This window comes from Nitrosomonas sp. PY1 (assembly GCF_022836435.1).
Classification (GTDB): Bacteria; Pseudomonadota; Gammaproteobacteria; order Burkholderiales; family Nitrosomonadaceae; genus Nitrosomonas.
Genome location: NZ_BQXC01000001.1, coordinates 1341131 through 1355255 on the forward strand (window position 1 = coordinate 1341131; position 14125 = coordinate 1355255).

The following is a 14125-nucleotide window of genomic DNA, read 5'->3' on the forward strand; positions in this document are numbered from 1 at the left end:
GTAGTAATCAGTATACAAATTATGATTGCAAAAAATTATCAAAAACATTGAGTAATTTAGATACAACCATTTCAGCACAAAAAAACCAACTGCAATCGGATGCAAACATGGATGCTGGAATCGTCGCTGGTAGTTTGATATTATTACCCGTTGGATTATTTGCTTTAGCGGCAACTGGAAATGGTGATCTAAAAAATGAATACGCCAAAAACTTAGGCAAACAATTGGCTTTAAGGGAAGTCATCGAAGAAAAGGAATGCGATATTTAACATTCACAGTTAACAAGGTACCGAAATTTTCATGCGACTTGATTGTGCTTGATAAAAAACACTAGCTTCACTCAGACGTGTAGTCAAAATTGTTCATTTGACGGTTTATTCCTATACTCCCCTACTAATATCGATCGAGATTACGAGGTGATAACCAAGTAATTAAGACCCGAGCATAGAATTACAAGATCACAGGAATTGACTGTTTTTTCTCGCTTGTTCGTACACTTCGAAATCTTGACGGACGTATTCGCGTAACATCGCCATCAACGGTACTGGTATCTCTGCAGACATATCCTTTTCCACCACACGATGTTCAACTTTCAATTTATTCATCAATTTCCGCGCGATCGATGAAACTAATTCAATATAATCATTTTGATGTATCGATTTAGGCGAAACATTCTCGCTACCTAGAATTAGCTTTTTACCAACTTTGGCGCTCATGTATGTAACGAACCTACTCATTTGATCATAGCAAAAGATTTTCTCTACGCCGATACCCCCCGTTGCATTTCGCAGCATGTCAAATTGACAACCAACTTCTGCAAAAGCAGGCTTGTTTTTGGCAACATAAGCTTCAACGAATTCTACAAAACTAACGCCATGCGTAGAGTTATGATGCGCAGGATGATTCGGATTTCTTAGTTCCGAACGAGCCCTAAATCGGTACCAGCTATATAACCAAGAAACCGGCTCACGAATCAAACAAATAGTCTCCAAGTGATTGACACCGGTTTTTCCAGCAATAAAGGGCTGAATAGATTGTTCGTATTCTAGAAAAGTAGTATGGCGCAGCGCAGGTGTTCCAACAATGACAATGTCACTATGCGGTAACAACATCGTCTCGCTGGATGTTGATGCACACTTTGGCATGCACAGAAAAACAAAATTATTTTTCAAACTAATCAGCATATGCTTTCCTATAACGAAAAATCAAACAATGGGCCAATCGCGGGATATTACAAGCAACAATGAATGCGTATTCTAAATGTTTCGTATACGATATTTAGCATGAAAAAACACATAAATGATCCTTACTTCACGCTACTGCTAATGGTTCTGCAACAGTGCCATGAATTCATCTTCATTAAGTAACGCGATTGCCAAATCGACTGCCTTATCATACTTACTACCGGGATCGATTCCCACCACCACATAATCGGTTTTCTTTGAAACTTGGCTACTCACCTTGCCGCCCAGCATTGCTATTTTCTCTTTGGCCTGTTCACGGCCCATGCCCGATAATGTACCAGTTAATACAAAAACCTTACCGCTTAATGGGCTAGTAATGGCATCCAATTGCGATGATTGGCCTTCGTGTTCTTCCCAATGAATACCACTCGCACGCAATTGTTCGATCACCTCTTGATTGTGCTGTTCAGCAAAAAAATTAACAATACTTTGCGCCACAATAGGCCCAACATCTGGTATTTGTTGTAATTGAACGTCATTGATTGCCATCAATCGATCCAAACTACCTAAATACTTAGCTAAATCTTTTGCAGTAGTTTCCCCAACGTTACGAATACCTAACGCATAAATGAAACGTGATAATGTTGTGCGCTTACTTTTCTCTATGGCTTGCAAAATATTATTTGCCGATTTTTGTGCCATGCGTTGTAAATTAGCCAGTGCTGACAAGCCCAATTTGTATAAATCCGCGGGCGTACGCACGATGGCATGGTCGACCATTTGTTCGACTAATTTTTCCCCTAATCCTTCGATATCCATAGCACGCCGCGAAGCAAAATGAAGAATCGCCTGTTTACGTTGTGCGGGACAAAACAAGCCACCCGTGCAACGGAACACGGCTTCATCAGCATAACGCACGACATGAGAATGGCACACCGGGCAATGTGACGGCATATGAAATACTTGTGCCTGTTGCAAACGCTTTTCAATGATAACCGAAGCTACTTCCGGTATAACATCGCCCGCACGCCTTACTACAACGGTATCCCCAATACGTACATCTTTTCGCGTAATTTCATCGATATTATGCAAAGTTGCATTGGTTACGGTTACACCACCGACAAACACTGGCTGCAAGCGTGCTACAGGAGTCAGAGCGCCTGTTCTACCAACCTGCACGGCTATATCGATAACTTGTGTCAGTGCTTCTTGAGCAGGAAATTTGTGTGCGATTGCAAAGCGTGGTGCACGCGAGACATAGCCTAGTTTTTCTTGGTCAAGCACAGCATTAACCTTATACACCACGCCATCAATATCGTACGGCAAGTTTTTGCGTTGACTACCAATAGATTGATAATAAGAAAGCAATCCTTCCATACCAGAAACAGTTTTTACTTCCTTGGCTACGGGAAAATGTAATGAAGCTAAGTAATCCATCACATGACTTTGCTTGTCTCTCGGCAGGCTCGGGTCATCGAACTCCCCTACTCCATAAGCAAAAAAAGCCAACCTCCGAGTTGCCGTAATTGTTGAATCCAGTTGCCGCAACGATCCAGCCGCTGCATTACGAGGATTCGCAAAGGTTTTTTCGTCCATGCGAACTTGGCGCTCATTGAGCGCCAAAAAATCCGCCTTTAGCATCAATACCTCACCTCTAACTTCCAACAGTGGTGGAGAATGATCGTGTGGCAAAATCAATGGAATCGCGTGAATAGTTCTTAAATTTAACGTGATATCTTCCCCAATATACCCATCGCCGCGGGTAGCGCCTGCTTTAAAAATACCTTTCTCGTAGCGTAAGCTGACAGCAATACCGTCGAATTTCGGTTCCGCCATATACTCCACCGAATTACTCAGCAATACTTCCCGCACACGTCGATCAAAGGCTTGGATATCTTCATCCACAAAAGCATTATTTAAGGAAAGCATGGCGACGCCATGTGCGATTTGAGAAAACTGTTTTAATGGTGACGCGCCAATGCGTTGTGTCGGTGAATCTATTGTAATTAATTGTGGATATTCCTGTTCAAGTTGCTGTAATCGGATGAATAATTTGTCATATTCCATATCCGGAATAACTGGGTCATCAAGCGCATAGTATTGATGGTTATGCCGCTCGATTTCAATACGCAAGCTTTGTATTTGCTGTTTTATTTGTTCAATCTCTGCGCACATTGCTATTTTAATCTATATCCATCCAATATCAGGTTAATGAAACCAGATTCATTTTGTAAAAACCTTAAATTACATGCAGACGATCAATGCCAATATTGGGTATGATATAACATCATATATAGAGAAGCTTCGTTTTGTATGGCTGACAACAAACTCAAAATTCGCATTCAACTACAACAGTCTTCAACAAAAGTAGACGAACCTTATGAAGAAACACCCTCATCCGAGAGTGATTTTAAAGAACAACCATTTGATTGGAAAAAGATTTCTATTGCCGCTGCATTGGTAGTTATTTTATTGGGATTTATGATGTACCTGCTTCTGAGCGATAATGAGAGCACATTTAACCCAGAACAAGATATCGTTCCATTGGTTGATCGAGTAACTACCTCACAAGAAAATCAATTTACAGCAAATCCGTCTGATCACCCAGCCAATACCTTAACGGCTATTCCTGAATCCAGCTCTTCTATCAAAAATAACAGTAATGATGATGACACATCAAAAGCGCCATCAAAAATCGACCCTATTACTATCCCGATTCGAACTAAACCAGAATTAACTGAAACCCCAAAGAAGGGAACAATCCTTCCTGCGCGAAAGCCCCATCCACCGAATAAAACATCCACCATAGTTGCAGAAGACCCATCGAATGCAAAAACATCTAGCAGCGCTCAAGTTCTTAGAGCGCAACTCACGCACGCGATTAAACACAGAGAACCCGTGGACAACATTGAATCCATCTCGCTTAATAACGGAGAATCAAAATCTGTTTATTTCTATTTGCACTTAATCAATCTGCAAGGCAAAGCCATTCATATTGTTTGGTACCACAATAATGAAGTCGACTCAAAGCTAACCATGCAAATTCACAGTAAAAATTGGCGAACTTATGCGAGTAAACATATGAATCAACGCCGTCTGGGTGCATGGCGCGTTGAATTAATGGATGATTCTGGAAGTACCCTAACAGTAAAAAATTTTACTGTGCTTCAATCTTGAAATTACTTTGACAGATTCAAGGACAATCGTATGAAATTTTGCAGCAATTGCAGTGCTAGTGTCGAATTACGTATTCCTGAAGGCGATTCGCTTCCACGATATGTGTGTACCGTTTGTCATATAATCCACTATCAAAATCCTAAAGTCGTCGTGGGCTGCATTCCTGAATGGGAAGACAAGGTGCTTTTGTGTCGCCGCGCGATAGAACCTCGTCTTGGTTGGTGGACTCTGCCCGCTGGTTTCATGGAAAATAACGAAACATTGGAACAAGCGGCAGCACGTGAAACACTCGAGGAAGCCAACGCTCGAGTAGAGATCGGTGATTTATATGCTGTTTATAGCTTGCCTTACATTAGTCAGGTTTATTTTCTATTTCGTGGCAAATTACTGGACTTGAATTTTAAACCGGGTATTGAAAGCTTGGAGGTAGCACTACTTTCGGAACACGAAATTCCGTGGCAAGATATGGCATTTCGCGTAATACATGATCCACTTAAACGATATTTTGAAGAACGTAGCCGTAACGCATTGAGGTTTTACATGGATACTATAGATAAACCCCGCACTATCAGGGAATAACTATGTTTTCTATACTCGTATATTTAAGCAGCAAGCGAAATTTTTAAATTTTAGATTCTCTGTTAGCCAAGTTATAATATGCCATTTACACGACCATCTATGACGCGCCTACTCCTATCATTACTGTTGTATTTCTTGGTTTCTTCGGTATCGGCTCAATCGCAAAACATATCGATTGCAGCAAAAGCGTACATGCTTTCGGATTTTCAAAGTGGTCAGGTTTTAGCGGAAGAAAATGCAAACGAACGTATTGAACCGGCGTCACTTACCAAATTGATGACAGCTTATGTTGTCTTTTCAGCGCTGAAACAGAATCGTTTAAGCTTAGAGCAAATCGTACCCGTTTCAGACACTGCGTGGCGCATGATTGGTTCACGCATGTTTATCGAACCCAAAAAACAAGTCACAGTCGGCGAGCTAATTCAAGGCATGATCGTACAATCCGGCAACGATGCTTGTATTGCCTTAGCAGAGGTTGTTGCTGGTTCGGAAGCTAGTTTCTCTGAAATTATGAACAAAGAAGCAAAGCGGCTAGGTATGAAAAATACGCATTTTACCAATTCTACTGGATTGCCTGACCCGAACCACTATACCACTGCGCACGACTTGACATTACTGGCAACTGCAATCATTCGAGAATTCCCAGAATTCTATCCACTCTACTCACAAAAAGAATACACCTATAACGGTATCACGCAACCCAACCGGAACCGCCTGCTTTGGCTTGATCCACATGTCGATGGCATGAAAACAGGATGGACCAAAAATGCTGGATACTGTTTGATTACCTCTGCCACGCGCGACAAAAGACGATTGGTATCGGTCGTCATCGGAGCAAAATCAGATCACGCACGCAGTGCTGAAAGTCAGAGACTGCTTAACTTTGGTTTCCAATCTTACGAAACGCTCTACTTGTATAAGAAAAACGATACCTTAACCAAAATACCTTTATGGAAAGGGGCCAAGAACGAATTGAAAGCTGGCGTTAATCGTGATGTCTATTTTACTATTCTTAAAGGTCAATCCGATAAACTCAAGGCTTCTCTGGAATTTAAGCAACCACTCATCGCACCTATCCAACTTGGACAAGAAATCGGCGCGGTAAAATTCACCTTAGACGATAAGACTGTAGAAACTTACCCATTAGTTGCTTTAGAGCAGATAGAAACTGCCAGTATTTTTGGTCGCGCATGGGATAGTGTTAAACTGCTTTTTAATTAATCCGATTCGCAAATTACCCTTAGGTTGCTGATATGATCTACTTAAATGGCAAATTCATGCCAATTCATGAAGCTTTCGTTCCTGTTCTGGATCGTGGGTTTATTTTTGGCGATGGCGTATACGAAGTGATTCCAGTGTATTCGCGAAAGCTATTCCGTCTCAATGAGCATCTCAATCGTCTGCAGCATAGTTTAGATGGCATTCGACTTAAGAATCCCCACTCTAGTGAGGAATGGCAGCACCTACTGGAGCAACTAATTGATTACAATGATAGTGACGATCAATATATCTATCTTCACATCACTCGAGGTGTTGCTAAGCGTGATCACGCGTTTCCTGTTAATGTAGCACCGACTATTTTCATCATGAGCAATCCGTTATTACCACCCGCGACAGCACTACTGAGTAGCGGTGTTTCTGCCATAACTGCTATCGACAATCGCTGGGTTCGCTGCGATGTAAAAGCAATTTCATTATTGCCCAATGTATTGCTTCGACAATTGGCAGTCGATGTACATGCTATTGAAACGATATTAATTCGCGATGGTTTCTTGACCGAAGGCGCTGCAAGCAATATTTTTGTCGTAAAAGATAATACGCTACTAGCGCCGCCCAAAAGTAATCTGATGCTACCTGGTATTACTTACGACGTGATACTAGAATTGGCGGTCACGCACCATATTCCACACGAAGTTCGACAAATTTCGGAAACTGAGACTCGAAATGCTGACGAAATTCTACTCACCTCTTCTACTAAAGAAGTACTTCCCATCACAACTTTAGATGAAAAACCAGTAGGTGATGGCAAGCCAAGTATAATGTTCAATCGGTTGTATACACTATATCAAGACTTCAAAAACACCCGTATGCGCGATTCAAGCTAATCATGTACATACTGTATGATAGTAAATTCGATCATCATTCTTGCACATAAGGATTGTCACTATTGTCCATGGAAGAAACATCTCTTATTGAATATCCATCTGATTTCCCGATTAAAATTATGGGAAAATCACACGACCACCTTGTACAAACAGTGGTAGATATCGTTAAACGCCACGCACCTGATTTTGATGAAACTGCTATGCTGACAACACGATCTAGCAAGCATGGCACTTATTTAAGCATAACTTGCACAATACGCGCCACTTCTCGCCCACAACTGGATGCTTTATATCAGGCGTTATCTAATCACCCCATGATCTCTGTAGTGTTATAGGTAGAGTCACATATGCTGCACGCTACATCTGCTGTTATCGAACAACCTTGCTTCCTAGTGAAAAAGCTCGGATTAGTTGACTATTGCACAACTTGGCAAGCCATGAAAGATTTTACTGCCACAAGAACCAAGCAAACTCATGATGAAATTTGGTTGTTACAACACACGCCTGTATTCACACAGGGTATTGCAGGAAAACCAGAACATATCCTAAATGCTCACAACATTTCAGTGATAAAAACCGATCGAGGTGGTCAAATTACCTACCATGGCCCTGGGCAGATTATCGCTTATTTATTATTGGATATTCATCGCTTGAAAATTGGTGTGCGAGAATTGATACGAAGTATAGAAAATGCGGTGATCGGTCTGCTGGCAGAATATAACGTTAGCGCTACTGGATGTATTGAAGCACCTGGTGTGTATGTTGGCAAAGCTAAAATCGCTTCGATGGGATTAAAAATTAAGAAGAATTTTTGTTATCACGGTATTGCATTGAACGTTGATATGGATTTAGAACCGTTTACATATATTAACCCTTGCGGTTATCCAGGACTACGTGTTACGCAAACCAAGGATCTTGGAATTACTGATACTTTAGACAGCATAGCTTTAAAGTTAGCCCAACAAATGCAAGAAAAACTCCTTCATAGGAATATTAAATCATCATGACAGTAGACTCCCGGCAAAAGGGGATAGACAAGACGGCACGTAATCCCATTAAAATAATGCCACAAAGCCGCGATACATTGCTACGTAAACCCTCATGGATTCGAGTGCGGGCATCTCATGGTGAAAACTTTCACAAAATTAAAAGGCTTTTGCGCGAACACCAGCTGCATACGGTATGTGAAGAAGCCTCATGCCCAAATATTGGTGAGTGTTTTGGTAATGGTACCGCAACCTTCATGATTCTGGGCGATTTGTGTACACGCCGTTGTCCATTTTGCGATGTGGCGCACGGTCGACCGAAGCCGCCTGATATCAATGAGCCTTTGCATTTGGCGCAATCCATTGCCGCAATGCGGTTAAAATATGTGGTCATTACCAGTGTCGATCGCGATGACTTAAGAGATGGTGGTGCACAGCATTTCGCAGACTGTATTCGAGAAATCCGTGCGCACTCTCCATCCACAACAATAGAAATCTTAGTTCCAGATTTCAGAGGAAGATTGGAAACTGCATTGGAAAAGCTAATTGCCACTCCACCCGATATACTCAATCACAATCTAGAAACGGTTCCAAGACTTTATAAACAATGCCGCCCGGGCGCCGATTATGTACATTCACTGAAATTGCTCAAAGATTTCAAATCATACCTACCGCACCTTCCCACCAAATCCGGATTAATGCTTGGGTTGGGTGAAACAGATGAAGAAATTATGAATGTATTGCGTGACTTACGTGAACACCAAGTGGAAATGCTTACAATAGGCCAATATTTACAGCCAAGTACTGGCCATCACCCTGTGATGCGTTATGTATCACCAGAAGATTTTAAAGTTTTTGAACGTACAGCACTTGATATGGGATTCAGTCATGCAGCCTGTGGCCCCATGGTTCGATCAAGCTATCACGCGGACCAACAAGCACATGAATCAGGTTTATTAGCTGAAATAAGAAACTTAGGTATTATTGATGATGTATCCGATCAATGATCATTGATGATTTCAAAATTATGGGTAATATCAACCATCTGTTTTAACATCATAGAAGCTGAGCAATATTTTTCTGCAGAGAGGTGAATTGCGCGTTCAGCCTGTTGAGGTTTTATATTGTGGCCAGTGATGATGAAGTGCAAATGGATATGAGTGAATACTTTTGGGTCAATCGTGGCTCGCTGCGCCGCAATCTCAACTACGCAATCCGTGATATCTTGGCGTGCTTTCTTTAGAATCATAACCACATCAAAAGCAGTACAACCACCTAATCCCATGAGAAGCATTTCCATAGGGCGCGGCCCAAGGTTCTGTCCTCCGGCTTCCGGTGCACCATCCATTAATACGGAATGTCCGCTTCCTGATTCGGCCAGAAAACTAACGTTTCCTTTCCATGAAATACGTGTCTTCATTATCTATCAATCACTGAAATAAATAAGAATATCATTATTAGCACAAAGAAAAAGCCGACACAAATTAAGTGTCGGCTTTTTCTAAAAGTACAAATTCGGGCAGATTTATTTCAGTGTCAGAATAAATTCAGCCAGTACTTTAGCGTTGTCGTCACTTACTGCAGTATTTGGTGGCATAGGAACTGGACCCCAAACATCTTTACTACCACCTTTGATTTTACCTGCCAAATAGGTGGCTGCATCAGCTTTATCAGCATATTTAGCCGCAATGTCTTTCAAGCTCGGGCCAACCAATTTGGTATCAACGTTATGGCAGTTCAAACAACCACTATTTTTTGCTAAGTCCGCATTAGCGAAAACAACCCCATTCAGTAACAAAGCTGAAGCAGCAATCGCTCCAATTAGAACTTTTTTCATATTTCTTCTCTTCCTTATTGAAATTATAAAAGGGCTTTTATTTTACCCTGAACTTTAACGACTTGCAGCAAATCCTGCAGTTTGATGCTACTGATAAGTAATGAACTATCATACCTATCCTTGTATCCATTAGATGCAACCACTAAAAGATACGTTACTAAGACTAAACGGAAAATTTATTAGTTCCGTTTAGTTTAGAAAAAATAAACCAAGAATTTTTACTACGATATTTTATTTTTCAATTTTACTTAAATTGGTTCAATCTTTGTTAAACGATTAAACGCGATCCTTTTTCTATTTACATTTAACAAATAGATTGCGCGATGTCATTGAGCGAAATTGCGAAATATATGCCGACGATGGTGCATAAGGATTCTTTTTGAGATCATGCACTGCAACTGAGAATGGAATAACTGCACCACTTTGGTTGAGTATATTGTATCCGCGCGTATTGCAGATTTCTCCAGCTTTCTCTAAACAGTGACTAAAATTCATTTCACTACCACTGCAGTTGATGTTATATCCTTTCGTTCCATCGGCAAAATAGATTTCGCGATGAGTAGCGCAGCCTTGAAATAACATTACTATGATTGTCGCAGCAGCAATAAAAAAAGGACTTCGTCGATCTGTCATATGTAATGTAATACTGAAAAAAAAGAGTTATTAGTATATTAACGCTAAATTCTACAGGATTCTTAAAAACGATCGTTAACATTATGATCAAAAAATAAAACTCATTCAACTCCAAGGAGCAATTGTCCTTGCATCATGCTACCACACAATTTGCTAAGCCAATTAGTCCTTTAGCTCGACGTGGCCTCCTCTACACCAAGGAGTGCAAAAAATACATTTATATTTTTGTATGATCAGAAAACAATATATAAAAATATGGTACACAGAGCCCATAGCAGTTCAAGTATATTTACTATTGTTATTTAGTAAGGAAATCGCGAGCTATCTTTCATTGTCCAGTTCATCCATAGCAATAAGTGGCAACTCCAATCCAGGAATCTCAGGCAAAACACTGCCCGCGATACCTTGCAAATCTCCATACATGCCAACCGTCGATTCAATAACGCCTCGAATTTGTATTTCACGTTTTGCCCAAAGGCGTGTCATGACTTTACGTTCCTTATCTAAATCTGCTTGCATGTCAGAAAATTTCTCTACAATCGCCTCAATCCGATGTCTAAATTTTGCCCCTGTCAAATAACTATAAATTAACTCCATTTTAGTTTCTTGACCTTGTTGCGCTTGGCGTACATTGGCAATTTCAATAAGTGATTGACGTAACGCAATTGCCAATGGAATGGCCAAACGCCATTCCACTACCCATACACCGTCTAGCTGGCAAAAAGTTTCCATATTTTTAGGCAGAATATTGGATACTAAAATCGCTATTTCTGCTTTGGCTGTGCGCTGGTCTCCTTTAAGTTTAGCTAACCAAGCATCACTCCAATTTTTCGTTCTTTTGGTTTCCCATAAAATGGCACCGCACGCTTGTCCATTCGAATTCACTATTTTTTGCAACACATCGCCTCCAAACTCACCTTTAGCAATAGGTTCGATGCGATCAAATGAAAACGCAGAACGCAGAGCAGCTTCTAATTCAAGTTCTAGTGTCTCACCCTGTAGTTGCTGCGACCCCTGTTCGGCTTTACGTTTTAACTCATCAATTTGACGTTGCATCGAAGTAATCTGCGCTTCTTTCTCGGTGACTTTGAGTTTTAGATCATCTTCAACCTCTTGTTTAGCTTTTTGTCGTACTTGCATAATGGATGCTTGTACGCGCTTTTCTATGGTTAAATCCATTTCTCGCTTCGCATCATCTAATTCACGTTCCTTGCGCAACCAATTTGCTTGGGCTTTCTGCGCTTCTTCCAATTTTAGATCTCTCTGATGCAAAACTTGTTGTAATTCTGCAAGCTGCTTCGATTTTTCTTCCAAGTCAGCAGTTAATATTAATTTCGCTTTTTTGGCTTCATCCGCTGCTATTGTGATACGTTCAGCCTTTAATCTTGCTGAAATTTTCTCTTCCAGTTGATTCTGAGCATCTTCCAATGTCTTTTGATGATGTCTTAATACAGCTTCACGTTGCGATATATCAGTCTCTTTTTGCAGAATCTTCGCTTCGTATTCCAGTTGTGTTGCTCGAATCAGCGGAGCAGCCAACGATTCGGTTAATTTGATTTCATTGGTGCAATGCGGGCAAGTAATTGTCGGCTCATTCATGTTTATTATCTGCTATCAAAAGAGTGAGTGGTAGAGCCAGAATATATAGCAGAACCACAAGAAATAAATGTTATTTTAGCTGACTGATATGCTCAACAGCTTGTTGCAGAATCCGATTTCTTTCTTGTTTAGGTAACTCGCTTATTTGCTTAATAGTTTCATAAAATTTACCCATATCACCATCAAGTTGCGTAAGAATTGCTTGGAATGATGGTACGGCTTGCGTATAGATAGAAACTGTCGCTAATAAAGCATTATTTAAGGGTTGCGCAAACCATTGATCATAGCTATTAAATTCAGGATTTTCCGCTTTAATGCGTAGAAACTCTTCTCTTAAATCTCGATAAATGATTGATTTTTGAGTGCGCTTATCGGCATCACTCGCATTGGAATGAAACAACTCGAGTAGTCGCTGGCGATGTTTTAACACCAAATTAATAAATATCATCTCATTTTCATAGCGTACCATTAAAGCCATTTGCTCTTGATCGGTCCCCTTATATTTAAACCAGCGTCTGATGCCTTCATGCTCCACAGCGGTAGCAAAAGACTCGTTAAAGACCGTATCGTCAGGTACAAAAAGAATTTGATGTGCCAATTCATGAAAAATAAGACGCGCCAAGTTCATTTCAGAATAACCGATAAAAGTGTTGAGTACTGGGTCGCTGAACCAGCCTAATGTAGAATATGCACGGATACCACCTACATGAACATCGTATCCTTCCTTTCTAAGTTCCTCCGCAAACTGCTCAGCACTCGCTTGTGAAAAAAAACCACGATAACCGACACAACCAATCTGTACAAAGCACCATTGCTTAAGTGACACAGAAAGCTCGGGAGCAGCAAAAACATTCCATACAACAAAGGGGCGTTTTAAGTCGGTATAACTCGTATAGCTAAGGTTTTCTGGTAACTTTAAATGGTCCGTAGCAAATTGGCGTAATTCAACCACCTTAGTTAAGGCATTTTTGAGTTTAATATCAACATCCGGACTGGAAATAATACGACTAATCGGCTGAGAGCGATTGATAACCTCAAAATGACCACTGATCGCTTGAAAATAATAAGGTAAGTTCACGCAAGAGCCGAGCCAGATAATTTGACCGCCTACCAATGCAGTTTTCCATGTGCGAGCAAACCTTGAACTCACATTAGTCTCCTAGAAGAAAGCGATTCATTGTCATTAGTCTAATGTCGAAGGTATTTATTTCTTCCTCTAATATTACAAAAAACATTGCGCATTTCTCTTCTAACACATTAATTTATTTAAAAATTACCATTCAGAATTGCAACCTAATTAAACCACTCTTTACCAAAAGGCTTTATTTATTCATAAATAAGCCGTTCTAATCCCGGTATTTTTATAAAACAGCGCTAATTACGTAAAAATCATCTTTTGAACCACCACCATATGATAAGCACATTTGAAGAGCTACTAATTTTAGGTATAACGTCAGAAAATCGTCCATTTCGTCCTAGCGATTGGACTGAGCGAATTTGTGGCGTAATTGCCGGTTATGATAAAAATGGAAGATGGGTTTACTCAGAATTTGCACAGCCTGTCATTCATGAAGGGCGCGCTAGTATTAGGGTAAAAACCGTACTGGAGAAAATTGATCCGAATACTTACCAATTTATTATCAATTTTGCTCATAACAATCAACTCCGTATCATTCCTGCTGGGAAAATTACCCCTACTCTCGATATTATTCCAGCTGCTGTCAATGCTAAAAATTTTGAAAATAATTCTAATACAGCTGAAGAATTTGCCTTTTCATTTAAAAAAACAATGACGACAATCGTAGCACTGCAATAGGCAACCAAATTACTTTCATTCAGAAATTTCTAATTTCTTTAATTTTGATTATAAAGATATCTACACAAAAGAAACTCTCTCACATTAATTAGTATCTAAGTATCTGTAGTCATTTCCATCTTCATTAGTTAAGCTAAATCGTTTATTCAACTATGAATAAAGCGTGTAATCACCGAGGAGATTGTTATTAGTAATCTCCAAAATTCAGT

At 40.2% G+C, this 14125-nt stretch carries 16 protein-coding genes; 9 read left to right on the forward strand and 7 right to left on the reverse strand.

The genetic code is table 11. The annotated features are described in order from the left end of the window. Positions 1-47: 47 nt before the first annotated feature. The gene (locus W03_RS06330) at positions 48-269 is read left to right on the forward strand and encodes a hypothetical protein (RefSeq protein WP_244072167.1); all 222 of its coding nucleotides are present in this window, start codon (positions 48-50) and stop codon (positions 267-269) included. A gap of 189 nt (positions 270-458) precedes the next feature. On the opposite strand, the gene W03_RS06335 is transcribed toward W03_RS06330, so the two are convergent. After that, the gene (locus W03_RS06335; RefSeq protein WP_244072168.1) at positions 459-1145 is read right to left on the reverse strand and encodes a hypothetical protein; all 687 of its coding nucleotides are present in this window, start codon (positions 1143-1145) and stop codon (positions 459-461) included. A 177-nt stretch (positions 1146-1322) separates the two neighbouring features. Further along, a complete protein-coding gene (gene ligA / locus W03_RS06340) occupies positions 1323-3359 on the reverse strand; it encodes an NAD-dependent DNA ligase LigA (RefSeq protein ID WP_244072169.1) in 2037 nt (678 codons plus the stop codon). 138 nt (positions 3360-3497) lie between these two features. On the opposite strand from ligA, the gene W03_RS06345 reads away from it, so the two are divergent. The 7 genes from W03_RS06345 (at position 3498) to lipA (ending at position 9038) form a co-directional block, all read left to right on the forward strand. Continuing rightward, positions 3498-4361 (forward strand): DUF2914 domain-containing protein, encoded by an 864-nt coding sequence (locus W03_RS06345; RefSeq protein ID WP_244072170.1) that lies wholly within the window; start codon positions 3498-3500, stop codon positions 4359-4361. A 30-nt stretch (positions 4362-4391) separates the two neighbouring features. Beyond that, positions 4392-4940 (forward strand): NUDIX hydrolase, encoded by a 549-nt coding sequence (locus tag W03_RS06350; RefSeq protein ID WP_244072171.1) that lies wholly within the window; start codon positions 4392-4394, stop codon positions 4938-4940. Positions 4941-5039: 99 nt separating this feature from the next. Beyond that, positions 5040-6161 carry a D-alanyl-D-alanine carboxypeptidase family protein gene (locus tag W03_RS06355; protein ID WP_244072172.1) on the forward strand — a complete coding sequence of 374 codons (1122 nt, stop codon included), beginning with the start codon at positions 5040-5042 and terminating at the stop codon, positions 6159-6161. Between the two features lie 32 nt (positions 6162-6193). Beyond that, positions 6194-7045: a D-amino acid aminotransferase gene (locus W03_RS06360; RefSeq protein WP_244072173.1), complete on the forward strand. Its 852-nt coding sequence runs from the start codon at positions 6194-6196 to the stop codon at positions 7043-7045. A 68-nt stretch (positions 7046-7113) separates the two neighbouring features. Further along, on the forward strand, positions 7114-7380 hold the full coding sequence (locus W03_RS06365; protein ID WP_244072174.1) for a YbeD family protein: 267 nt from the start codon (positions 7114-7116) through the stop codon (positions 7378-7380). 12 nt (positions 7381-7392) lie between these two features. Beyond that, a complete protein-coding gene (gene lipB, locus W03_RS06370; RefSeq protein WP_244072175.1) occupies positions 7393-8052 on the forward strand; it encodes a lipoyl(octanoyl) transferase LipB in 660 nt (219 codons plus the stop codon). Then, positions 8049-9038 (forward strand): lipoyl synthase, encoded by a 990-nt coding sequence (gene lipA / locus W03_RS06375; protein WP_244072176.1) that lies wholly within the window; start codon positions 8049-8051, stop codon positions 9036-9038. Before lipB ends, lipA begins: the two co-directional genes overlap by 4 nt. On the opposite strand, the gene W03_RS06380 is transcribed toward lipA, so the two are convergent. From W03_RS06380 to W03_RS06400, 5 genes are all read right to left on the reverse strand, one after another. Next, the gene (locus W03_RS06380; RefSeq protein WP_244072177.1) at positions 9032-9451 is read right to left on the reverse strand and encodes an OsmC family protein; all 420 of its coding nucleotides are present in this window, start codon (positions 9449-9451) and stop codon (positions 9032-9034) included. The genes lipA and W03_RS06380 overlap by 7 nt on opposite strands. Before the next feature lie 105 nt (positions 9452-9556). After that, complete coding sequence (locus W03_RS06385; protein ID WP_244072178.1) at positions 9557-9868, reverse strand: c-type cytochrome; 312 nt, start codon at positions 9866-9868, stop codon at positions 9557-9559. A 294-nt stretch (positions 9869-10162) separates the two neighbouring features. Beyond that, positions 10163-10501: a hypothetical protein gene (locus W03_RS06390; RefSeq protein WP_244072179.1), complete on the reverse strand. Its 339-nt coding sequence runs from the start codon at positions 10499-10501 to the stop codon at positions 10163-10165. A gap of 321 nt (positions 10502-10822) precedes the next feature. Next, complete coding sequence (locus W03_RS06395) at positions 10823-12100, reverse strand: DUF2130 domain-containing protein (RefSeq protein ID WP_244072180.1); 1278 nt, start codon at positions 12098-12100, stop codon at positions 10823-10825. Positions 12101-12170: 70 nt separating this feature from the next. Beyond that, entirely contained in the window at positions 12171-13250 is a 1080-nt protein-coding gene (locus tag W03_RS06400; protein WP_244072181.1) for an aminopeptidase, read from the reverse strand. 261 nt (positions 13251-13511) lie between these two features. Here W03_RS06400 and W03_RS06405 point away from each other — a divergent pair, with 261 nt between their 5' ends. Then, positions 13512-13916, forward strand: a complete 405-nt coding sequence (locus W03_RS06405; RefSeq protein WP_244072182.1) for a DUF3579 domain-containing protein — start codon at positions 13512-13514, stop codon at positions 13914-13916. The last annotated feature ends 209 nt before the right edge of the window (positions 13917-14125 follow it).

Coding starts and splice junctions, on each gene's coding strand:
- ligA (WP_244072169.1), bottom strand. CDS start 3,359: ATGTGCGCAGAGATTGAACAAATAAAACAGCAAATACAAAGCTTGCGT.
- W03_RS06355 (WP_244072172.1), top strand. CDS start 5,040: ATGACGCGCCTACTCCTATCATTACTGTTGTATTTCTTGGTTTCTTCG.
- W03_RS06385 (WP_244072178.1), bottom strand. CDS start 9,868: ATGAAAAAAGTTCTAATTGGAGCGATTGCTGCTTCAGCTTTGTTACTG.
- W03_RS06360 (WP_244072173.1), top strand. CDS start 6,194: ATGATCTACTTAAATGGCAAATTCATGCCAATTCATGAAGCTTTCGTT.
- W03_RS06395 (WP_244072180.1), bottom strand. CDS start 12,100: ATGAATGAGCCGACAATTACTTGCCCGCATTGCACCAATGAAATCAAA.
- W03_RS06380 (WP_244072177.1), bottom strand. CDS start 9,451: ATGAAGACACGTATTTCATGGAAAGGAAACGTTAGTTTTCTGGCCGAA.
- lipB (WP_244072175.1), top strand. CDS start 7,393: ATGCTGCACGCTACATCTGCTGTTATCGAACAACCTTGCTTCCTAGTG.
- W03_RS06405 (WP_244072182.1), top strand. CDS start 13,512: ATGATAAGCACATTTGAAGAGCTACTAATTTTAGGTATAACGTCAGAA.
- W03_RS06365 (WP_244072174.1), top strand. CDS start 7,114: ATGGAAGAAACATCTCTTATTGAATATCCATCTGATTTCCCGATTAAA.
- W03_RS06390 (WP_244072179.1), bottom strand. CDS start 10,501: ATGACAGATCGACGAAGTCCTTTTTTTATTGCTGCTGCGACAATCATA.
- W03_RS06350 (WP_244072171.1), top strand. CDS start 4,392: ATGAAATTTTGCAGCAATTGCAGTGCTAGTGTCGAATTACGTATTCCT.
- lipA (WP_244072176.1), top strand. CDS start 8,049: ATGACAGTAGACTCCCGGCAAAAGGGGATAGACAAGACGGCACGTAAT.
- W03_RS06345 (WP_244072170.1), top strand. CDS start 3,498: ATGGCTGACAACAAACTCAAAATTCGCATTCAACTACAACAGTCTTCA.
- W03_RS06335 (WP_244072168.1), bottom strand. CDS start 1,145: ATGCCAAAGTGTGCATCAACATCCAGCGAGACGATGTTGTTACCGCAT.